Source organism: Gordonia sp. DT30, from assembly GCF_049844915.1.
Classification (GTDB): Bacteria; Actinomycetota; Actinomycetes; order Mycobacteriales; family Mycobacteriaceae; genus Gordonia.
This window is the reverse complement of record NZ_JBNCLY010000002.1, coordinates 163,494-184,702: the sequence shown is the minus strand read 5'-3', so window position 1 is coordinate 184,702 and position 21,209 is coordinate 163,494. Positions and strand designations below refer to the sequence as shown.

The 21,209-nt window shown below is 63.0% G+C and carries 16 protein-coding genes and 2 pseudogenes; 7 read left to right on the top strand and 11 right to left on the bottom strand.

Annotation, left to right across the window (positions count from 1 at the left end):
* Nucleotides 1-38: 38 nt before the first annotated feature.
* From frr to rpsB, 4 genes are all read right to left on the bottom strand, one after another.
* Nucleotides 39-596, bottom strand: a complete 558-nt coding sequence (frr, locus tag ACLQ3C_RS02820; protein WP_425703230.1) for a ribosome recycling factor — start codon at nt 594-596, stop codon at nt 39-41.
* Nucleotides 597-678: 82 nt separating this feature from the next.
* Nucleotides 679-1,419 (bottom strand): UMP kinase, encoded by a 741-nt coding sequence (pyrH, locus tag ACLQ3C_RS02815; protein WP_425703228.1) that lies wholly within the window; start codon nt 1,417-1,419, stop codon nt 679-681.
* Nucleotides 1,420-1,641: 222 nt separating this feature from the next.
* On the bottom strand, nt 1,642-2,466 hold the full coding sequence (tsf, locus tag ACLQ3C_RS02810) for a translation elongation factor Ts (RefSeq protein WP_425703226.1): 825 nt from the start codon (nt 2,464-2,466) through the stop codon (nt 1,642-1,644).
* Nucleotides 2,467-2,502: 36 nt separating this feature from the next.
* Nucleotides 2,503-3,390, bottom strand: a complete 888-nt coding sequence (gene rpsB, locus ACLQ3C_RS02805; protein ID WP_425703224.1) for a 30S ribosomal protein S2 — start codon at nt 3,388-3,390, stop codon at nt 2,503-2,505.
* 330 nt (nt 3,391-3,720) lie between these two features.
* Between rpsB and ACLQ3C_RS02800 the strand changes: the two genes are divergently transcribed.
* The gene (locus ACLQ3C_RS02800; RefSeq protein WP_425703223.1) at nt 3,721-4,317 is read left to right on the top strand and encodes a M23 family metallopeptidase; all 597 of its coding nucleotides are present in this window, start codon (nt 3,721-3,723) and stop codon (nt 4,315-4,317) included.
* Between the two features lie 60 nt (nt 4,318-4,377).
* Here ACLQ3C_RS02800 and ACLQ3C_RS02795 read toward each other — a convergent pair whose 3' ends face one another.
* From ACLQ3C_RS02795 to ACLQ3C_RS02785, 3 genes are all read right to left on the bottom strand, one after another.
* A complete protein-coding gene (locus tag ACLQ3C_RS02795) occupies nt 4,378-5,370 on the bottom strand; it encodes a tyrosine recombinase XerC (RefSeq protein WP_425703221.1) in 993 nt (330 codons plus the stop codon).
* 98 nt (nt 5,371-5,468) lie between these two features.
* A complete protein-coding gene (locus ACLQ3C_RS02790; protein WP_425703219.1) occupies nt 5,469-6,362 on the bottom strand; it encodes a siderophore-interacting protein in 894 nt (297 codons plus the stop codon).
* 85 nt (nt 6,363-6,447) lie between these two features.
* Complete coding sequence (locus ACLQ3C_RS02785) at nt 6,448-6,687, bottom strand: hypothetical protein (RefSeq protein ID WP_425703217.1); 240 nt, start codon at nt 6,685-6,687, stop codon at nt 6,448-6,450.
* 122 nt (nt 6,688-6,809) lie between these two features.
* On the opposite strand from ACLQ3C_RS02785, the gene ACLQ3C_RS02780 reads away from it, so the two are divergent.
* The 5 genes and pseudogenes from ACLQ3C_RS02780 (at nt 6,810) to ACLQ3C_RS02760 (ending at nt 12,479) form a co-directional block, all read left to right on the top strand.
* Entirely contained in the window at nt 6,810-8,024 is a 1,215-nt protein-coding gene (locus tag ACLQ3C_RS02780; RefSeq protein ID WP_425703215.1) for a tyrosine-type recombinase/integrase, read from the top strand.
* Nucleotides 8,025-8,785: 761 nt separating this feature from the next.
* On the top strand, nt 8,786-10,498 hold the full coding sequence (locus ACLQ3C_RS02775) for a tyrosine-type recombinase/integrase (RefSeq protein ID WP_425703213.1): 1,713 nt from the start codon (nt 8,786-8,788) through the stop codon (nt 10,496-10,498).
* Nucleotides 10,495-11,097: a DUF6262 family protein gene (locus ACLQ3C_RS02770; protein WP_425703211.1), complete on the top strand. Its 603-nt coding sequence runs from the start codon at nt 10,495-10,497 to the stop codon at nt 11,095-11,097. The genes ACLQ3C_RS02775 and ACLQ3C_RS02770 overlap by 4 nt, the downstream gene beginning before the upstream one ends.
* A gap of 234 nt (nt 11,098-11,331) precedes the next feature.
* A pseudogene (locus ACLQ3C_RS02765) lies at nt 11,332-11,510 on the top strand (ATP-binding protein); the annotation flags it as partial.
* Nucleotides 11,511-12,203: 693 nt separating this feature from the next.
* Nucleotides 12,204-12,479 carry a helix-turn-helix domain-containing protein gene (locus ACLQ3C_RS02760; protein WP_425703209.1) on the top strand — a complete coding sequence of 92 codons (276 nt, stop codon included), beginning with the start codon at nt 12,204-12,206 and terminating at the stop codon, nt 12,477-12,479.
* 426 nt (nt 12,480-12,905) lie between these two features.
* Here the strand turns inward: ACLQ3C_RS02760 and ACLQ3C_RS02755 are convergent, their stop codons facing one another.
* The 4 genes from ACLQ3C_RS02755 to ACLQ3C_RS02740 all read right to left on the bottom strand — a co-directional run bounded on the left by ACLQ3C_RS02755 (nt 12,906) and on the right by ACLQ3C_RS02740 (nt 20,311).
* Complete coding sequence (locus ACLQ3C_RS02755; RefSeq protein ID WP_425703207.1) at nt 12,906-14,918, bottom strand: ATP-binding protein; 2,013 nt, start codon at nt 14,916-14,918, stop codon at nt 12,906-12,908.
* A gap of 41 nt (nt 14,919-14,959) precedes the next feature.
* Entirely contained in the window at nt 14,960-17,515 is a 2,556-nt protein-coding gene (locus tag ACLQ3C_RS02750; protein ID WP_425703205.1) for a DEAD/DEAH box helicase, read from the bottom strand.
* Nucleotides 17,512-19,521 carry a site-specific DNA-methyltransferase gene (locus ACLQ3C_RS02745; RefSeq protein ID WP_425703203.1) on the bottom strand — a complete coding sequence of 670 codons (2,010 nt, stop codon included), beginning with the start codon at nt 19,519-19,521 and terminating at the stop codon, nt 17,512-17,514. Before ACLQ3C_RS02745 ends, ACLQ3C_RS02750 begins: the two co-directional genes overlap by 4 nt.
* 340 nt (nt 19,522-19,861) lie before the next feature.
* Nucleotides 19,862-20,311, bottom strand: a complete 450-nt coding sequence (locus tag ACLQ3C_RS02740; RefSeq protein ID WP_425703201.1) for a hypothetical protein — start codon at nt 20,309-20,311, stop codon at nt 19,862-19,864.
* Between the two features lie 51 nt (nt 20,312-20,362).
* On the opposite strand from ACLQ3C_RS02740, the pseudogene ACLQ3C_RS02735 reads away from it, so the two are divergent.
* Nucleotides 20,363-20,689, top strand: a pseudogene (locus ACLQ3C_RS02735) (oxidoreductase); the annotation flags it as partial.
* Between the last annotated feature and the right edge of the window lie 520 nt (nt 20,690-21,209).

Sequence of the window (21,209 nt, the reverse complement as noted above, 5' to 3'; positions counted from 1 at the left end):
CTGTCGTCTCCGTCGCGTCGGCCCGTGGTGCTGGTTTCTCACACTTCGAGGAGCTCGGACTCCTTGTGTTTGACGAGGTCGTCGATCTGCGCCACATAGGTGGCGGTCACCTTGTCGAGGTCCTTCTCCGCACGCACGACCTCGTCCTCGCCGGCCTCGCCGTCCTTCTGGATGCGTTTGAGTTCCTCGACCGCCTTGCGCCGGATGTTGCGGATCGAGACCTTGGCGTCCTCTCCCTTGCCCCTGGCCTGCTTGGCCAGGTCCTTGCGGCGCTCCTCGGTCAGCTGCGGCACCGCGATCCGGATCAGGGTGCCGTCATTGGTCGGATTGACACCGAGATCTGAGTTACGGATGGCGGTTTCGATGTCGCGGAGAATCGCGGCCTCATAGGGCTTGATCACCACCAGTCGTGGTTCGGGGGTGTTGATGCCGGCGACCTGGGTGATCGGTGTGGTCGCCCCGTAATAGTCGATGGTGATCTTGCTGAACATCGCGGGGTTGGCCCGGCCGGTCCGGATCGAGCCCATGTCCTCACGGGCGACGCTCACCGCCTTCTCCATCTTCTCCTCGGCATCGAGCAACGTGTCATCGATCATTCTGGGTTCCTGTTTCGTCGTGGCGAGACGGGGTGCTGCTCGCCGGGTCGTCGGATCGGGCGGGACGCGCGGGCACGGCCGATCAGGTCTTCACCAACGTCCCGATGGGTTCTCCCGCGATGGCACGCGCGATGTTGCCGCGCTCGAGCAGATTGAACACCAGCATCGGCATCTTGTTGTCCATGCACAGACTGAAAGCCGTCGCGTCGGCGACCTTGAGTTCCTGGTCGAGCACCTCACGGTGCGTGATCTCCCGGAACAGGGTGGCGTCGGGATCGACTCGGGGGTCGGCGCTGTAGACGCCGTCGACGGCCTTGGCCATCAGCACCACTTCCGCCTTGATCTCCAGCGCACGTTGCGCCGCGGTCGTGTCAGTGGAGAAGTACGGCATCCCCATGCCCGCACCGAAGATGACGACCCGACCCTTCTCGAGGTGACGCTGCGCGCGTAACGGCAGATACGGCTCGGCGACCTGCCCCATGGTGATTGCGGTCTGGACTCGTGTGGAGATCCCACGCTTTTCGAGGAAGTCTTGTAGCGCAAGACAATTCATCACGGTGCCAAGCATGCCCATATAGTCTGACCGGGCCCGGTCGAGGCCGCGCTGCTGTAACTCGGCCCCGCGGAAGAAGTTTCCGCCGCCGATGACGACGGCGACCTGCGCACCGGATTCGACGACCTCGGCGATCTGGTCGGCGACCGTGGCGACCACATCCGGATCGAGACCGACCTCTCCCCCGCCGAACATCTCGCCACCGAGTTTGAGCAGCACACGATGGAAACCGGTTCGTTCGGACCTGGTGGGGTCAGAGGATTCGCTCATCTATTTCCTCGCTCTTGCCGACGGTGGTGAGCCGGCGCCACCGGGAACCGATCGGGGCGCCTGCCTGCCTTCTCGCAACATCTTAGGGCGTGTCCGCCGATACCCATGCGAGGGTGCTGCCCCGACGCCCGGGACGCGCCCGGCACACACACCACGACCCCGTCCCACCCGATTGCGGGTGGAACGGGGTCGTGGGTGTCAGATATCGGGTGGGACGGGCGCTCAGGCCTGGCCGACCTCGAAGCGCGTGAAGCCCTTGACTGCCACTCCGGCTTCGTCGAGAAGCGCTTTGACGGTCTTCTTGGAGTCCTGCACCGACGGCTGGTCGATGAGCACGACATCCTTGTAGAAGCCGTTGACGCGGCCTTCGACGATCTTGGGCAGCGCCTTCTCCGGCTTGCCCTCGGCCTTGGCGGTCTCCTCGGCAATGCGTCGCTCGTTGTCGACGACGTCGGCAGGCACCTCCTCGCGAGTGGCGTAGCGCGCCTTGAGAGCCGCGACCTGCATGGCCGCGCCGCGTGCGGCCGCAGCCGCAGCCTCGCCCTCACCGGTGTAGGAGACCAGCACCCCGACGGCCGGCGGCAGATCCGATGCACGCTTGTGCAGGTAGATCGCCACCGGACCGTCGTAGTAGACGACGCGGCGCAGTTCGAGCTTCTCGCCGATCTTCGCCGACAGCGCGGCCACGGCATCGGCGACGGTTCCGTCACCGAGCTTGGCGGCATTGAGCTCCTCGACGTCGCTGGTCTTGGCGACCAGCGCGGCATCGACGACCTGATCGGCCAACGCCTGGAATTCGGCGTTCTTCGCGACGAAGTCGGTCTCGGAGTTGATCTCGACCATCACGCCGTCACGGGCGGCGACGAGGCCTTCGGCAGTTGAACGCTCAGCACGCTTGCCGACATCCTTGGCACCCTTGATGCGCAATTCTTCGACAGCCTTGTCGAGGTCACCGTCGTTGTTCTCCAGTGCCTTCTTGCAATCGAGCATTCCAGAGCCGGTGAGTTCGCGGAGACGCTTCACATCGGCTGCGGTGTAGTTCGCCATCGTTGGCGAGCCTCCTTAGAGAGAGTGTCGGTTTCGTCAGGATGCGGTGGCGGAGCCACCGTCGGCGGGCACCGTGGCGGAGCCGGCCTCGGCGGGCGCCGCGGCGGAGTCGGCCTCGGCAGGCGCCGTGGCGGAACCCTCGGCGGGCGCAGTGGCCTGCGTCAGCAATTCCTGCTCCCACTCGGCGAGGGGCTCGCCGCCACCGGCGGCCGGCTTGGTATCCCCGGAAGCCTGACCGGCACGGGCCTGAACACCCTCGGCAACCGCGGAGGCGATCACGCGGGTGAGCAGGGCGGCGCTGCGGATCGCGTCGTCGTTGCCCGGAATCGGGTAGTCGACGACGTCGGGATCGCAGTTGGTGTCCAGGATCGCGATGACGGGGATGTTGAGCTTGCGCGCCTCACCGACGGCAATGTGCTCCTTGTTGGTGTCCACCACCCAGATGGCCGACGGCACCTTCGCCATGTCCCGGATACCGCCGAGTGTCCGCTCGAGCTTGTTCTTCTCGCGGGTCAGCATCAGGATTTCCTTCTTGGTGCGACCCTCGAACCCGCCGGTCTGCTCCATGGCCTCGAGCTCCTTCATTCGCTGAAGGCGCTTGTGGACGGTCTGGAAGTTCGTGAGCATGCCACCGAGCCAGCGCTGATTGACATACGGCATGCCGACGCGGGTTGCTTCTGCGGCAACCGACTCCTGAGCCTGCTTCTTGGTACCGACGAACAGGATCGTGCCACCGTGGGCAACGGTCTCCTTGACGAATTCGTAGGCCTTGTCGATGTAGGTCAGCGTCTGCTGCAAATCGATGATGTAGATGCCGTTACGGTCGGTGAAGATGAAACGCTTCATCTTCGGGTTCCAACGGCGGGTCTGATGCCCGAAGTGTGCGCCGCTGTCGAGCAGCTGCTTCATGGTCACAACAGCCATGAGGTCTCATTCCTTTTGTCGCAGTTGACGTTCGGAACCGGTCGGTCCGAACCCTGGCGCCGCGTCCGCGCGGAACCCGGATCGACCGGGACCGCCCACGCGGATGAAGATCGATCGTCACCGTTGGTGACGATCGGTGTGCGAGCGCGCGAAGTCACCTCACCGAGGGCGAGGTGCTCGGCCAGTCTACGCGTGTGTCCTGCGGTAATCCAAAAACCCGGTGGTGCGTTGACCCCGCGGCCGCCCGACGCACCGGGGCGCCGCGCCGGTCTGTCGATATCAGTACGCGTGCCGTGGAGCCGATCGCCGTCCGGCTGCGTCTGATCTGACATGATCACCGCCATCCGGTCCCCTATCGAGGGTCCTGCCCGTTCACGACGACCTCTGCGACGCGCACTTGCGCTCGCCATCGTCGAGTTCCTTCTCCTCACCTCGTTGTTGATATTCGTTCCCGTATTGGTGGGCGCGCACCCCGGCCCCGCAGGAGCCGGCTACACCGTGCCGCTGCCACCCCGGCCGACGGTCGTCCGTGGCTACGACGACCCGCCACAGCGCTGGCAGCCCGGGCACCGCGGCGTGGATCTCGCCGCGGAACCGGGGGCCGCGGTGGTCGCCACTGCAGACGGCGTGGTGCGCTTCGCCGGCGTCGTCGCAGGCAAACCTACGGTGTCGGTCGCGCACGGCGACGGCCTGATCACCACGTATGAGCCTGTGCGGGCCGGCGTCTCCCGAGGTGCACGGGTGCGCCGCGGCGAACGGATCGGCACCCTCGAGCCGGGGCATCCCGGTTGCCGGGCGCCGGCATGCCTGCATTGGGGCGCCCGTCGTGGCACTGGCCACGACGCCGAATATCTGAATCCGCTCGGGCTGCTCGGCGCCGTACGCGTCCGGCTCAAACCCGTCGGCGATCCGTCTGCGCCCGGCTGAGACCCGGCCGCTGTGCGCGTGCATGCTGGGGTGCGACGGCCTCGCGCCCATTGGCGAAGGCTATGCGCGGGGGTGTGCCTGCCGATGCGCCGCACGGAGCCGTTCGACGCTGACATGGGTGTAGAGCTGGGTGGTCGCAAGCGACGAGTGCCCTAAGAGCTCCTGCACCACCCGTAGGTCGGCACCGCCCTCGAGCAGATGGGTGGCGGCGCTGTGCCGCAGCCCGTGCGGGCCCATCGCGGGCCCGCCGACGGCGGCAACAGCCGCACCCACCACGGTCCTGGCCATCCGCTGGTTCAGCCGGCCACCACGCGCCCCGAGCAACAACGCCCGGCCCGAATCGCCGGTCACCAGCTGTGGACGTCCGTGCGCGAGCCACGCGTCGAGCGCCTGCGCAGCAGGGACGCCGTAGGGAACGGCCCGCTGCTTGTCGCCTTTGCCGATCACCCGCAGCACCCGCCTGCCGGCGTCGACGTCGTCGAGGTCGAGGCCGCACAGTTCACCCACCCGGATACCACTGCCGTAGAGGACTTCGAGAATCACCCGGTCCCGCAGGGCAACCGCGCTGGGGCCGGCGTCGGTGCCCGCACGATCCGCCTCGTCGCCATGAGCGCCGTCTCCACCGCCCACGCCGCCGCGCGCACCGGTGGCGACCGCTGCGGCCGCCTGCTCGGCGGTGAGAACCGCAGGCAACACGCGATGGGCTTTGGGGGCCTGCAGCCGGGTCGACGGATCGGTCGCGAGGATGCCTTCACGAACCGCCCACGCGCAGAACGTCTTTGCCGACGAGACCCGGCGGGCGACACTCCTGCGAGCCGCTCCCCGGCGAGTGTGCTCGGCGAGCCACGAACGCAGCAGGCCGAGATCGATCGCCTGCACCGGCGTGCCGCGTGCACCGGCAAAGCCGACCAGTCCGCGAACATCACCGACGTATGCGCGGATGGTGTGTTCGCTGTTCCCCTTCTCGAACCGAAGAAACTCGGCGAAGTCGGCCACCGACGACGATCCCCGTGCGGTGTCCCCGCTGTGGAGATCGCTCTCGGTGTCAGCCATGCCCCTGAGCACACCCGAGCGCTTCTCTGCGCGCAACCGCACACGCGTCGGCGTTGCCGGATCGGTACCTCGCAGGCCCCTGGACGCAGGACCAGGAGTCAGCGGACGAGGTCGCCGACCCGCCGGCCGTCGCGGGGCTTATCGGCACCATCCTCGGCCTCCCGAAGTTCGGCCTTCCATTTCCGGAAGCCCTCCTCGGTGCGCCCACGGCGCCAGTACCCGGAGATCGACGCATTGGCCGCGCCGACACCACGTTCCTTGCGGATATAGCGGCGCAGGTTGTGCATGACGGCCTGGGCCTCACCATGGATGAAGACATGCGGCTCGCCGTCGAGCCACGACGCGTCGCGGACCGCCGCGACGAGCGGCGCGTTGTCACCGGCGCGATCGTCGCCGACCTCCCCGGCCCCACCGCCGCGGTGCACCCAGGTGATCTCGGCGCCCGCGGGAGCCCGGAGCTCGATCTCGTCGGCGGGCCCGGCGACCTCGATGAATACCTTGGCGACTGCATCGGCGGGCATCGACTCGAGTGCAGCGGCGACCGCGGGCAACCCCGCCTCGTCGCAGGCGAGCAGGTGCCAGGGCGCATCAGGGTTCGGGTGGTAACCACTGCCCGGACCGAGGAAACGGACGGTGGCGCCCGGCTCGACGCTCGCAGCCCACGGACCGGCCAGGCCTTCGTCGCCGTGCACGACGAAGTCGACGAGCAGCTCGCGGCGCTGCGAATCGAGGCTGCGCACGGTGTAGGTCCGCAGAGTCGGTTGTTGCTCGGGCGGAAGCGTTCTCGACGTCCGCGGATCGAAGTCTTCCGGAAAATCCACACCCTCGGGCATGAAGATGAGCTTGACGTACATGTCCGTCTCGGCTCGTCCGTCCTTGCCGACCGCGGGGACGAAGTCGTCGAATCCTTCGCCACCGAGGTACAGCCGCACCATATGTGGGCTGATCTGCTCACGTCGCAGGACCGTCATCGTGTTCACTTGCTTGGCCATGGAACCTCCTTCGCCCGACCACTGTACGCCGGATTAGGTGAGCCTAATCTAGCGAGCTCGATGGCCACCGGGGCGGCACTGGTGCTCAGGGCAGCCGCCAGCCGCTGCCCTCCATTGCGACCATTCCGCCCAGCTCCATCAGCGCCAGCGCAGCGCGCACCTCGCCGATCTCGACACCGGCGGAGAACACGATCTCCTCGATGGTCACCGCCCCGCGGCCGGGAAGAGCGTCGTGGACGCGTTGCTGCACCGGGGTGAGGCCATCGGTGCCCCGCGCCGGGCCGTGGTCAGGGCCCGCCACGCCGTCTGGACGGGCCAGCGTCATGATGGCCGAGGCATCGGCGACGAGTGCGGCGCGCCCGTCGGTGATCAGCTCGTGGCAGCCGACCGAAGTCGCCGAGGTTATCTGGGGCCGTGTACAAGTGTCAGCGATTGTGCGCGACGGGCATGTTCGACAGTCGTGGACTGAAGAGTGTCCATCAGTGTCAGACACGGTCCTTACGATCCTCAAACATGACCGGCACTACTTACCACTTCCGCTCGATCCCGATCTCACCGGGGGTACGCAGAGGTGTCATATTTGAGCGGGAATCTGGCGTCATCCATGACGATGCGTGCGAATGGCTCCGGGCCCTGGCCGACTCCGGGGCGTCTCCAAACACGGTAAGAACGTACGGAGTACGAGTCGCTGGCTATCTGAGCTGGCTTTCCTGCGAGTCGATCTCCTGGGACACAACCAAGCCTTCAGCGATCGCTCGATGGAGGAACCATCTAGCGGTCACGCCCATCGCCAGAGGCAATCGGCCATCCAGACCTCGGCGCCCACAGACTGTCAGCGCCTGGCTAACCGCAGTGATCGAGTTCTACATTTGGGCGGAAGCTGAGGGTCGAGTGCAACCTGAGGTCGTTGCACGCCTGACCGAAGAAAGAACAGTGCGTCCAGGTGCCTATGGGAACGAACACGGGTACACGAGACGCGTTGCCGCCGCACGTCTTCGCGTGCAATCGAGGACGAATCCACGCCCTCCCAAGTGGCTTTCCTCCGAAGATGATCGGCGAGCGCTACTCGCACTTGCACTCCGTCCCCGTGATCGACTTCTCCTCCACCTCCTCTACTTCACGGGAATGCGAATTGGCGAGGCACTCTCATTGTTCAAGGAAGACATGCACTTGCTGCCCGACAACGCCGCGCACAACTGTCGCGTCCGAGGACCCCATCTGCACATCAAGCACAACGATTCCCAGAACGGCGCATTGGCCAAGTCGTACCGTGACTTACCCCTGCCCCCAGAGTTCGCGCTCACGTACCACGCATCTCAAGACGAGCGCATGCAGGTCGTGCACGACGACCGGTCTCCAAACGTGTTCGTGTCACTCCACGGCCCCACAATCGGAAGGGCCCTCACTTACGCCGCGGTTTACGACATGTTCAAACGCTGGTCCGATCTGTTGGGTTTCGACATCCGCCCTCACCAACTTCGCCATACCAGGGCCACGATCTGGCTCAGAGGTCTCGAAGGTGACGCAATCGATCTCGATGTCGTTCGAGTGCTTCTTGGCCACCGGTCGATAGAGACTACGTCGAAATACACGCACGCCGACGACGAAGCGCTCCGAAAAGCAGTTCTAAACTCAACCGTCTCAAGAAGGGAATTGCAATGACAAGTCTTGGTGGCACGGCATCAAGATACAAAGATGCATCCTGGGAAGATAATTGGCGGAACTACCTTTCCAGTCTGCTTTCCGAGGACTGGAACATAGGCAGCTGGGACGCGGAAACGAGAATATTGACGCTTGACCCATTTAGTCCACATAACAACTTCAAGCTATGCAAACGGGACGGATGTGTAAATCCAACGAGCTTAGGTCCGCGCGATAATCCGTATTGCGAAAAATGCTGTCGTCAAGCGACCGCGGCTGGTTTGTCACCCGAGGAGTACGTCACCGCTAACCCCAAGAAAGACAGGCGTGGAACCCGGTCCGATATCGGCTTCGTACGATGTTCAGCCCATGATTCGACAGGTACTCAATGCGGCCAAGCCGTACAAACTCGTGGCTTGTGCTACACGCACTACGGAAGAATCCGCGATCGATGTCGGCACCGTGGGATATCACTCACAGACGACGTGATCAGAGACTATCTCGCCGAACCACAAATTGATGCATTTCCACTATCTCCTTGTTCGGTTCCATCCTGCAAAAGGTTGCAGTCACACAAAGCCGGAGACGGGGTATGCGATTACCACAGGACTCTGTTCGCGAAATTTCGACGTGCGCAGCCAGGAAGCACAGTCGAGGATTTTGTCAACTCTGGCCGCGCTCTCGAACCGAATCAACTTCCAGTGCACTTACTCCACCCGCGTGCATCTGCAGAACTATTGCTTGTGATTCAGCAGTACGCCAGCCGCGGCTACGGCAGGGTAATGGCTGACCATATCGGTCGGTTTCTTTACGCCGCGAGTGAGCAACAATGCTCAGACTTGCTGGAGTGTTTTCGCAGCCATAAGCACGCTGTGGGGTTGCGAGGGGTTCGCACAGTCGGAATTCTCATACTCGAAAAGGCACACCGAAGATTCGAGGGATACGACTCGCTTCGCCAGAACCCGATCTATCTTCAAGACCTCCCCCTGCGCACGACGCAGTCGCAGCAGAACCCAGACCTCGCAGGCACTCCAATCGACACCTCGGAACTCACACAACCCTGGCTTGAAGCAGGGTTCCGCGCGTGGCTTGGCGCCACCCTCGAAACGCGTGGCATGGTTCAACATTGCTTTGCCGCGTGCGCTTTAGCATCTGAAGTGCTTCGTTGTAAGCGAAGCGATGCTGGCGTCGATCCGACCCGTTTAGCTCACGAGGACATGGCTGCAATATCCTCCAAGTTTGTTGCCAGCTGGACGTATTCGACGAGCAAGATACGATTCGCAGGCTGGTGGGATTTGTGCCTGACCGCCCGAAAATTGGGAATCTGGGACGACGTTCCTGCAAGCTTCTCCGCAGACTACTTGGACCGGAAGCGAATCAAGCGGGGTTTCCGTAAAGACCGAAAGGTAGAAAGCGATCGGACGATACCGCCGATAGTGATCGCCCATCTTCGCAACCACATCGGGCAGTTAAGTGTCGGGCGCCATTCGGCAATGTACCGATGCATTCTCGAACTCTTGTTTGACACGGGCCGTCGACCTGCAGAGATCGCCACCTTACAACACGATTGCCTGATCCAAGATCGACACGGCGGGTGGCTACTCCGATACACCGCGCACAAGACAGACGGCGCCGAACGGGAACTGCCAGTCGGTAAGGAGGTAGCCGAATCAATCCGACGATGGAAGGCCGAGCGCGAAGCAAAAGAGATTTCAACTCATTGCCTGTTCCCCACTGGCCGCTTGCGGCAACGCTCGAATCCCAACGCCCCACCGGTTAGTTCGATCTATATCAACAAGATCCTGCAGAAGTTCTGTGCCACCATCCCCCCGGTACCTGGGCCCGTAGTCGATGCCGACGGAGACGAGGTGAACTTTGACCTCGCAACGATAACGGCCTACGACCTTCGCCGCGCATACGCCCAACGTCACGCAGATAACGGGACAGAACCAGATGTCCTCCGCCAGCTCATGGACCACTCCACTATGACCACGACCATGGTTTACTACCAAGTCAACTCGAAACGACGACGCGAAGCCGTCAGCAAACTCGCACCACTTGCCCATGACCGCCACGGCAACGAAATTGGGATCTCACAGGGCCGGATTCAACTCAAGATCACACCGGTGCCGTACGGCGATTGTGCAGAACCCACAAATGTCGCCGCCGGCGGAACCGCCTGCCAGCTCAGATATCAGTGCGCAGGCTGTGGATTCTTTCGGCCGAACCCCTCACACATTCCAGCGATTGAAAAGGAGATAGTCAAACTCCGATCCCAACTGCGAATAGCTGAGGCGTCAGACACTGCGGACTACCTTCTTGACGCCCAACGTGGATTGATCGCAGATTACACAAAGGTCTTGACAACAATGAAGGACCGACTTGATCAGTTGCCAGCCGCGGAACGTACAGAGATTGAGGCGATGGCCGAGATAGCACGAAGAGCTCGCAGCGCTGCGCTCGCGGGCAAGAAGGTCGAGTTGAGGGAACTATGAGCCAGGACCAGCCACGGCGGAACAAAGGGAACACCAGCGCGCTCAAACGCGCACGGTCCGAAGCAGCGGCGAGGAAGCTAAGAGACGTTGTAGTTGCTCTTCAACAGGCCTCAGACCGAGCGATGCCGCTTACCGTATCCACGCTCGCATCCGCAGCAGGCGTAAGTCGTCAATTTTTGTATAGCCACCCCGAACTGATTCGGCAGCTTCGTGCGCATCAAGAACGTTATCCATTGCAAGGAAACACGACACTCGCGGACACGAAGCTGGCTGATCTCGCCAATGCACACGCTGTCATCAAACGGCTACAGAAGCAAGTAGCAGAACTGAACTCACAACTCGACGCCGGCCTCGCCGCACAGCTCGAGCTCCGCGACGAGCGGCGTTTACGTCAAAGCTATGACCAGCGCGGCGATGACCTCAACCGAGTGCTCACCGAAAACTTTTCTCTCAAGCAGACAGTGTCTGCGCTGCAAGAGCGAATCCGAACCCTTGAGGACGACCTCACGGTCGAACGATCGGCGCTACGTGAATTGGTCTCCTTAAGCACGACGGTCAGGCCACTTCATCCGGATAAGACCAACGCCATCGGCGATTAGCGACCAGAAGTTTCGCTTCGCCGATACCGACGATCGGCGACCACCAGGAGAACGCTGGATTGCTTGGGGATAGACAAGAGCGCTCCCCGAGATCGCGGGAAGTCGCTAACATTTCCCGACCGAGCCACGGATCGGTGTAGTCGCAACGTGTCGCGAGTGTGCGATCGGATCGCGATCGCCGAGGCGTCGGCGCCAACACCTTCCACAGCCCGGAGAATCGTCACGATCGGGGCCAGCAAACCGTTGATCCTGACCAGCAACCGCGCCCGCAAGGACTGGTACCCGCTGTTTCCCAACCCCGTCGTCGCCGAATCCTTGCTCGACCGGCTCATCACACCAGCCACCAAATCCTGATGGACGGACCGTCCTACCGGCCACGCAAACGGCCCGAACGCACCGCCAAAACCAGCTGACCACCCGCCCCGGCCACAGCACACCTGAACATGGGAAGCACGTGAGAGAAACCCCTGGGCAATTACGTGACCGTCGACAGTTCGGCTCGCTGAGGGCCACTCTGAATCCGGAAGAGCCATATTTGGCGCGCAGCAGCATGGTAATTGCAGCGAATACATTCCAAGGAAGTCCTGTCCATCACAGCAAGGTTGTACGAGCCGCGCCGACATACCGAACCCGCACAGTCAGTACAGGGGTGAATCCATTCCACCGAGGTCGGAAGATGCAAGGAAATCGTCCATAGCTCCGGGGCATAGAAACCGGTGGGGCTGGAGGCTGCGCCCGTTTCTTGGGGGGATCTCGAGTTGGTCGACGGTCAGGGTCGAGCGGCGGATCGCGTACCACTGGCCACCGACAACATCGGCGGCTGCGCGTTCTGCGGCTTCAAATTGACGTCTACGTCCGCTGGTCATGGTTAGCCACACGACGCGGCTTCCGCAGTGTTTACATTTCTGAACAGGCGCAGCCATTTGCAGTCTCCAATCACCTTCGGGTTCCGATCAGACGGCGCAACGTAGCGCGCAAGTTGATTTCGGCAGACGAGGTTCAGCTCGGATGCCATGAGCACAACGCCACTGAGCGTGACCACACACTAGCCAAAAAGCATCACTAGTAGGGCAGACTTTCGAGTTCTGCTAGTGCGTACTCGAAGGGTGCCCACCCGCCCCAGTCAACGCGACCCCGAGCGCGAAGAAGACTGGCATCAAAGGCGGCGCGAAGTAGGGGCACGCATCCGTCGGCTCCGCATACAGCGAGGGCTTACCCAGGAGTCACTCTCATTGGAATCGGGCGTCAGTCGCAATGTGCTGATCCAGGTGGAGCACGGCGTGCGTGGGCTGATGTTCGAGCGCCTATTCGATCTAGCCGACGCACTCGGCGTGGACATCACCGACATCGTGAGCGACACGTTGGGCCCTTTGTCGGGATGACCGCACGTTCGGCACCTGAGGTCCGCGTGCGGTGCGGTTGCGTGATCGAGTCCGACCCTCAGGTGCCAGGGGCGTGATCCTTGAGTGCCGCCTCGACACCGAGTCAGCAGACGGCCGGCCGCGAGCGAACGGTCGCGCATGAGCATGCCGAGGATCTGTTCGGCGGCGAGCCCGTAGGGCGCGTCCGGGTCGAACGCTGTGTCGACGAAAAGACCGCTACCAGAACCAAAGGTGACGCTGAGTGAATCGACGCAGCTCCGGCCTTTCCGGCCACGTATCCGCCAGTGGCTTCCTCAGAAATCGAGTCACTGCTCAGAGAACTCGGTGGCACCGATTCTGTCGACTAGCACGGATACGCGGGCGAATAGGGGTGACTCGCTTGCTGTGAAATCTGGAGCAGCGCATCGGATCATGGTATCCAGCGCATTACCCGACAGCGGTCTCGTCGCTCTCGAACTCATGCAAAGACCGGTAGCCTTCGTCATTGTTCGAAAGTAGCCCGTCTGGGATGACGTCTGCGTGTTCCCGCCGCAGGTAGTCCTTTGCTTCGTCGAGCGAAGGGTCGTGCTGCAGGCTCTTCTGGAAGTAGTCGAGCCGGTGCTTGGCGGCGTTGATGATCTGGCCCCAGTCTCGAACCCAGACTCGCACCGTGGCGCCCGGAGCGTCAGGCAGTTGGGGCTCGAACACGACGCCTTGTTCGCGGCCGACCTGGTTAGCTTCCTGCCGGACGTCATCGTCGAACTCGCCAGTCACCAACCAGAAGTCCCAATGCGTTGTGCTGCTTGAGAAGCGCGGATCCATGGCCACGGCCTTGGCATACGACTTGATCTGGCGCAGTTCGGTCTCACCGACCACAACCCTCGGTGCCTTCAGCTCGACGACAAGATGTCTGTTGCGGTCGTGGTCGGTCGCTGCGGCCGACAGCAGCAGGTCCAGTCGGCCGACGGTGCCATCGAGCCGTTTCACCGGCGTCTTATCGGTTCGATCCATGCCGAGCAGTTCGCGGTGACGGTCCAGCGCCGCGGTTAGACCTCGTTCGCTGACCATGAAGTTGTACTGCTCGCCGAACACCCAGAGCTCGCGCTCAAGGATCTTGTGCAGGTGGTCCCGCTCGCCGACCAACTTGTTCTTCTCCGGGTCGAACACCATGTGTTCGAGCGCTGCGAGAAAGGCAAGACGGTTCGTGACATCGGTCGAAGCCTGTATGACCCTGGACAGACCAGTGGTCCGCAGGAGCTGATCGAGCTGATCCCGCTCGTCCGCGTTGAGACCCACGTACTCGTCGAGCAACGCCGTCACGTCGCCTGGCCGCTGCTGGAGCGAGTCCTTGAGCAGCCCGAGGGTGAGCCGCTGCTTACGCTTGTCCTTCGGGATGTGCCGGCCGACGGAGGTCGCTATAACATCGAACGCCGCACGTTCGACCTCTTCCTCGACTGACTCCGGCTCACCGTGGTACGGGTAGACGTTGTTGGACTTCCACACCTGGACCTGTTCGCGACGCCGTTCGTCACGCCGCGCGTCCAGGTAATCGGCCAGCACCTGGTCGAGTTCTGCAAGCGCGGTGCCCAGCACGGTGGGCGTGCTTTCCATCTTGGCAAGAGGCCACTGCCCTTGGTGCTCGGGCATCTCGGCCCAAAGCAGGTAGGCCGAGTACGAGAAGTCCGGTCCGGGGGCCGAGTCGAGCGTGTCGACCACGACTGAACTGGCATCGCAGAGGTGAATCTCGCGACCGGCCGGCTTCTTCCACTCGATCACGCGCAGCTTGGCGTGGCGAACCGTGCCGTCGTACTCCCATTCCACCGGCAGCTCCGTATCCCGCGCGATGTTCTCAGCAGGCAGGATTCGCTGGCCGTCGTAGGCGACCTCGACACTGTCGTGGGCGATCAGGTATGGCGCCAGGGTCGTGCCGAGCCGCTCCGCAGCGGCGTCCTTGTCGAGCGGGTCGATCGATTCCTTGCCCTCTGCGGCGAACTTGGTGCCGGTGTCTGCATTGGTCTCGACCGCGTCGGAAACCTCGATGTGGTTCCGATCACCCGAGCGGGCAGTGACGATCGATCGCAGACGCTTGCCGTCGGTGCTGTCGCCGACGGTGTCCCAGGTGATCTTCGTGCCGAGCGCGAAGGCTCGCAGTCGACCCTGGCCGAACTTCCCGTGGAGGGGTCGCCCCTCATCCCGGCTGCGCAGCGCTGTCCGCTTCCACGAGTTACCGACGAATCTGAACGCTGTCGAAATCTCTTCGGGAGCCATGCCGTGCCCGTCGTCGTTGACTTCGACGCCGACGACAACATCTGTCTGACTTCGATGCAGGACTACATCGACGCGGTGCGCGTTGGCATCGAGGCTGTTCCAGACCAGTTCGATCACTGCCCTAACGGGGTCGTTCTCATGAGCCAGCTTCTGGACGTGGTCGTCGCCAGCTTCGAGTGAGTACGTCTTCACTCGGACATTCTGTCAGTCGCCACAGACATATGGCGTGCGTCTCACGGATACGACATGCCCTCGGCGTCGAAGATTGCCGCAATCAGGTTCTGGTTGGTTGCCTCGGCAACGCGCTGGTCGATGCCGGGGATAGTGAGGTCGAGCGCCTTGAGTGAACCGCCGACTACTGCAACCGCCAGGCAGCGGCGGATGCTCTCGGTGTGGTCCTGTGCGTAGCGCGAGAGCGCCGACCATTTGGCCGAGGTGTCGGCGAGGTCGAAGCGGTGTGGATCGACGATGTCCATGACGTACTCGCCGTCACCGTCCTCGTGCCAGAACAGGAAGTCCGGGTGCATGAGCTGGTGCTTGTCGCCGAACACGTACGGCACGGCGAGTGCATGACGGCCCGACGAGGGGTTGCGGTACCAACCGACGAGGGTGTTGGAGTCGAGTTCGGCGGCCAGCACCTCGGCCTCCCACGACGACCGCGAGGTATCGACGGGAAACCTGCCGGCGTTGGGCTTGCCCTCGGGAATGACGTAGAGGTGCCTAGGGTAGGTGTCGATGGGCACGGTGGTCTTGTTCTTGAGCTTCTCCGTGGCGGCTGGATAGACATCGCGAACCTCGACCGTGGTGGGCAGCATCGGCGTCTTCCCCAGGTGCCACAGGGGCTCGATCTGCTCACGGACATGTCGCGGTTTGGCCGACACCTTGGCGGCGTGCTGCTGGCGCCAGTCGCCGATGAGCGAGGCGGCCTGTTGCTCGACAATGTCCTTGAAACCGAGCTCGGCCATCGCTGCCAGGCGCGCATAGGCGTCGACGTCCTCTTCACCTCGATCGCACAGGTCGGCGAAGTACCAAGTCGCCGAGGCATCGGGTAACAGCCGCTTGGCCTTCTGGAAGTAGCCCTCGATGTCGCGCTCGTTGGTCGCGGTGTCGGACCTACCGACGCTCTGCATCACCATTTCGCCGTAGGCGACCATCGTGGTGCTGACCGTCAGCGAAAGAATGTCGACGACCTTGGCGTCGATCTCGTTGCTGTGCTGGCCATCAGCGGCGCGCATCTGGTCGATTATCCAGCGCTTGGCGGTCGCCGAGCCCTTCTTGATGATCCCGTACTCGGTGAGCGCGGTGGCCAGGCTCAACAGCTGTGCGGTACGCGAGGCGAACGTCGCTTTCTGCCGCGTGTAGGAATGCAGCGTGTCGAGCAGGTCGAACAGTTCCGCCGGTACGTCGGTGGACTTCTCACACACCTCCGGCGCCACCACTACCTCGACCTCGACGGTCTCGTCCTCGGTCAGCGCGGTCACGACGCGAGCCACATGCTCGGAGCGGAAGCCGGGTAGGTATGCGGCGACCTCGTCGAGGCGGTCGTAGCCGCCGTCGACCCGCTTGGCCAGCGGGGTACGGACGAGCCGGCCGATCAGTTGGGCAATCTCGGTGTAGCTGTCCTTGCTCTGGAACGAGATCATGACCTCGGCCCGGGGACAGTCCCAGCCGGTGGTCAATGCCGACTTGAACAGCACCGCGCGTACCTGGTCGTCGCCGGAGATAGCCTCCGGTGGCAGGTAACGAATCGTCTTGTCCCCCACCTTCTTCGGGCCGTGCGGGTCGCCGAAGGCATGTGCGACGGCGTAATCCGACAGGGCAGGCCAGGTCGACTCCATCACCGACAGGATCTCGGCGAGTCGCACTTCCTCCTTGGCCGGCGTCATGCCCTGCTCGACCTGGACGACGAGCAGCGGCTCGACGAGCCGGTCTCCGGTGGTCTCGTGGTGGGTGCGCCATGCCTCGTCGGAGGACTTCAGATCCTCCACGGCCAGCGCGAGCATCGTGTTGGGAGCTGACTGCGATTCGCCGAGACTGCGCAGCAGGATGCGGTCTTTGAGCAGACCCGACTCGCGAACGTCACCGGCCTTGACCTCGACCAGTCGTGGCGTGCGGTTCGCGGCGTTCATCGCCGCAAGGAAGCGGTCGGGAGTAGCCGAAATACCCAGGACGACCGGAGCCGGAGGTTGAATTGTGCCGATGTTGGTGGTGCCGCCGTCGACGATCGTCCCTGCAATCGACTTGCGGTCGGTGTTCTTGGTGCCCGAGCCGCGGTGCGCCTCATCCCAGATCACCAGGAAGTCCTCGCCCCGGTCCCGAATGGTGTTGGCGATCATGTCCCAGACGCCATGCGTGCGTTTGTCGTTCTTGGTGCCGTCGGGGCGCACAGCGTGCAGCGTCGAGTTCTTCTGCATCGCCTGGATGTGCACGAAGTAGATCACGCCCGGTTCCAGCGTCCGATGGTCGACCTCACCGATGAAGCGGATTCGGTTGATGTCGATCGAACCGCCCGCGGCCTGGGTGATCTTGGAGATCGTCTGCGCGTTGAGCGCGCGATCGTCGGTGATCCACAGGACGGTGGTGCTCGGATTCGGCGGACGTGTCCCGGTGCCCTTGTAGATGCCTTCGAGCACGGCGGTGGCGATGACGGTCTTGCCGGCACCTGTGGGGGCCGTCAGCCCGACGGCTGTGCGCTCGCCGTCTTCGAGGTAGCCGGCGCGGGCTTTGGCGAGATTGGTGAGCACCGAGTCGACCGCATCGCTCTGGTACGGCTCCAGCGTGAACTTCACCGCGCACCACCGGTGACGTTGATGGTGTAGTTGGACAGGTAGTCCTCGTAGAGCTGGACTGTCTCGATGCCGACCGGCAGACGTTCGACGGCCTGCTGGTACTCAGCCTCCGAGTCGGTGATGATGAACAGCGCCGCTGGCGGTGTGCCGCTGGTCGCGGCGTCGGTGACGGCGGCCGCGAACGCGGTGAGTGCGTCAACGTCGAGCAGCACGCCGTAGGCGTCGGTCAGCGCCCAACCGTCGTCGGGTTCTTCGTCGATGCATGGACCGCGGGCACCTCCTTCGAGCCACAACAGCGGTGCGACCGACTCGAACTCGTGGCCGCGTCGGACCATCCCAGGGTCGAGGTAGGTCAGGTCGAACATCTCGACGTTGGCCGACAGTCCATCGGAGTAGGTGGAGCCGTCGAGGCGCTCGCCGGTGACAACGGTCGAGATCCGCGGGCGGCAGACGTACTGGAACACGCCGCGCTCTTCCCATTCCGGGTCACCAGGATGCAGTCCGGATTTCCTCAGCTTCTTAGCCTCGGTCGCGCCGACTTCGTTGTTGGTCACGAGGATTGACTGGCGGGTCCCCCGATCCTCCGCGTTGAGTTGCATCACGGCTTCGGTGGTCGTGCCGGACCCGCCAAAGAAGTCGACGATCACAGCATCCTGAGGCGCGGCGAGACGAAACCACCGCATCAACACTTCGTGGTCTTTGGGAAACGGGAACCGCTTGTCCCCGAATACATCACGCAGGTGCCTTCCGGAGTGCGTCCGCAATCGCTCGAAAACTGATTGGACCACGTTCCCTGATGTTTGCTCTAATGGCCGCTTCATACTGACCACATCTGTATGTGAGTTGCGGAAGATGATGCGTCCGTCCTCGATCATCTTCTGCATCGTCGCCTTTGAGTAGACCCAACCGTTGGGGTGCATGCGACAGGGCTCCCCTGTCACCGGATGTGGGAGGTCATATCGCAGATTTGGGCGTGGACTTGGGCTCCTGGTATCTGCATCCCTACACAGGGTTCCGTCAGGAAGAAACCACACGTTGCGCGAGAGAGCCTGAACAGCTGAGTCCTTGGGTTGAGCCTTGAACCAGGCACGCATCGCGGCGGTTGCAGCAGATTCGTCGGGGCCGTACTCACTCCAAGCTGCAGCGCCCTGAGCCAGTACTTCATCGACACCAGGTTTCTCCTCCCGCCAACGAATCTCACGAGCCGCCAGCGCCGACTCATCGCGCGCGTAGACCAACATATAGTCAGCCCCATTGGAGACGTAGCGAGAGTCATTCTTCCGACCTCCCTGCCAAACGATGTCCGACAGGAAGTTGGAGTCCCCGAACACCTGATCCAAGAGCATCCGGAGTCGATGGTGCTCCTCGTCACCGATGGCCACGATCATCACGCCCGTCGGCTTGAGCAGATCACGCGCGATAAGCAGCCGTCTTTCCATGAAAGACAACCACTTCGAGGACTTCGCCCGATCGTTCTGGTCGACATAGCGGTCGTTGTAGATCCAACCGTCGTTGCCGGTGTTATACGGCGGATCGATGTAGATCACGTCGACCTTGCCCCGGTGGGTCGACCGCAACGCCTGGAGCGCGTGGAAGTTCTCGCCGTTGATCACCACGTGCCATGGCGCGTCGGCGGGTCCGTTCTCGATGCGTTCCGCAGAACGCAGCCCAGGATAGATCGGCTCGCCGAACTCGCGGACGACGATCAGTTCCGAGACGTGACGCTCGCCGCCATCGCCACGCAGTACGGCAACCTCACGGGTGCGGTCGGTGAAGTGGTCGACGACCCATGTCTCGGCCGAGGACTCGTCGCGTAGCGCCACGCGGATGCCCTTGCGGATCGGATGATCGGGCAAGCGGACCGACTCCGGGAGATGCCGGTCGAACACGAGTCCGAAGCGACGCGAGCCGCGCAGCAGGTCGACCTCCTCTGCCAAGCGAGCACGCAGGATTTCATCTTCGATGCGCGAGATCAGCTGATCCAGGACGTTCGATTCGTCGGCCATCCACCTCACCTCTCCCGCCACAACAGTTACCGGAGAAGCCTATGGGTCCGCATCCGTTCGGGCGTCATCGGGTAGAAGCCGGATCACTGAGACAAGACAGTGCAATCCCGAGATCGACGTGGTCGGCCCGACCAGCATCATCTACGGGAAGAACTACCTCGAAGTCGTCGTACCCCTGATCGAGGCGGTGGCCGGGGGCTCCAGTCTTCGCGAGGCGATGGCGACCCTGGACACGGACCCGCGCCCTCACGTGGCGGGGTGGAAGCTTGCCCCGTCCCCAACTGCGGCGATACCGCACCTCGATAGCAGGATCGTATCGAGATCTTCTAAGCCACAACGACTACGACGATCGGGTGATCACCATCGCGTCGCTGATAGCGTCGTCGACCATCCCATGCAGTACGCGGAACCGGCGGGCCAGGTCGTCCAGCACGTTATCGGTCCAGTCCCGCACCAACTGGTAAGACGGCGCTTCACCCCGCTTGGACTTGCCGCGCTTCATGGTCATCCGCAAACGCCCACCGCCGAGGAACAGCCCGTGCACCACCGAGTTGCGGTGCTGCAGCAACTCACGCATCTCGTTGACTATGGGTTGTAGGGCTGGATCGCCGATCTTCTCGACGGCCTTGGCCAGCGTTTCGCCACTGGCCCACCAGGTCGGATCAGGCTCGGTCAGACTCGTCCGCAGGACGATCAGTTCGCCGATCAGATCCTCGGCCTCTGCGGCCTCCAGCACGACGTAACCAACCGCCTCGGCCAGTTCGGGCGGGTACATGGTCTCAGCGATCATGGTTTGAGTATCCCAACGAGAACGCCAGCAATCTAGAGGTGTTGTGAGGTCGACTCCGCACGCGAGGTCCACCTCTATCACGGCGTCCGCACCCGCGGCGACCTCTACGACGTCGACTTCTGGGAATCGCTCGCCGCCCGGCATCCCTCAGTGCGATACACGCCGTGTCTGAGCCGCGAGGACGGTTTCGGGCGGCGCGGGTACGTAGGCGACGTCCTGGTCGAGGACTTCGACTCCCTTCGCGGATACTCCGCCTACCTCTGCGGGCCGCCCGCGATGGTCGACGCCGGCGTCAAGGCGTGCAAACGCCGCCGGATGGCCGGGCGGTTGACCCACCGGGAGAAAGACACACCGTTCGCGGCGGCCGTTCCGGCGTGATCGTGGCACCCTCCCGCCGGCTAGCACTTGGCATGTGCGCCGTGACCTTTCCGTTCCTGATACGGATCCATCCCTGAGTCGACAGCCAGCGCAGTTGGTGTCGCGCAGTCCCAGGAGAAATCACATCACCAAAGTCAGGACCCTCAATGCCACGCCGAACCCTCCGTGTCGTTGGCCATTCGCCGATTTCGGTGCGGTCGAGTATGACAGCCATCCTGACCCGTCTTCCGATCGAGGTGGGCTCGTGGACAATGACGTTCGTATCGCTCGACGCGTAGTAGCTCGGGCCTGCGCATACGGACCGCGGCCGGTGTGCCGTCACCACCCATCCGCGCTCGGTCAGCAACCACATCAGCGGGCGACGCAACCTACTCGACAGCTTGATCTGCGCGAGATGAGCGTCTGCAATACTTGACAGCGCCTCGCTCCAAGTCGGTCCACGCCGTTGTTCATCCCAGAAGCCATGCACAGCTTGAGCGATCGCGAAGCCAAGTTCGTCGCATTCCAACGCACTCAACCC

Excerpts from the sequence above, each read along its gene's own strand:
- frr (WP_425703230.1), bottom strand. The coding sequence starts at position 596 with ATGATCGATGACACGTTGCTCGATGCCGAGGAGAAGATGGAGAAGGCG.
- pyrH (WP_425703228.1), bottom strand. The coding sequence starts at position 1,419 with ATGAGCGAATCCTCTGACCCCACCAGGTCCGAACGAACCGGTTTCCAT.
- tsf (WP_425703226.1), bottom strand. The coding sequence starts at position 2,466 with ATGGCGAACTACACCGCAGCCGATGTGAAGCGTCTCCGCGAACTCACC.
- rpsB (WP_425703224.1), bottom strand. The coding sequence starts at position 3,390 with ATGGCTGTTGTGACCATGAAGCAGCTGCTCGACAGCGGCGCACACTTC.
- ACLQ3C_RS02800 (WP_425703223.1), top strand. The coding sequence starts at position 3,721 with ATGATCACCGCCATCCGGTCCCCTATCGAGGGTCCTGCCCGTTCACGA.
- ACLQ3C_RS02795 (WP_425703221.1), bottom strand. The coding sequence starts at position 5,370 with ATGGCTGACACCGAGAGCGATCTCCACAGCGGGGACACCGCACGGGGA.
- ACLQ3C_RS02790 (WP_425703219.1), bottom strand. The coding sequence starts at position 6,362 with ATGGCCAAGCAAGTGAACACGATGACGGTCCTGCGACGTGAGCAGATC.
- ACLQ3C_RS02785 (WP_425703217.1), bottom strand. The coding sequence starts at position 6,687 with ATGACGCTGGCCCGTCCAGACGGCGTGGCGGGCCCTGACCACGGCCCG.
- ACLQ3C_RS02780 (WP_425703215.1), top strand. The coding sequence starts at position 6,810 with ATGTTCGACAGTCGTGGACTGAAGAGTGTCCATCAGTGTCAGACACGG.
- ACLQ3C_RS02775 (WP_425703213.1), top strand. The coding sequence starts at position 8,786 with ATGGCTGACCATATCGGTCGGTTTCTTTACGCCGCGAGTGAGCAACAA.
- ACLQ3C_RS02770 (WP_425703211.1), top strand. The coding sequence starts at position 10,495 with ATGAGCCAGGACCAGCCACGGCGGAACAAAGGGAACACCAGCGCGCTC.
- ACLQ3C_RS02745 (WP_425703203.1), bottom strand. The coding sequence starts at position 19,521 with ATGGCCGACGAATCGAACGTCCTGGATCAGCTGATCTCGCGCATCGAA.
- ACLQ3C_RS02740 (WP_425703201.1), bottom strand. The coding sequence starts at position 20,311 with ATGATCGCTGAGACCATGTACCCGCCCGAACTGGCCGAGGCGGTTGGT.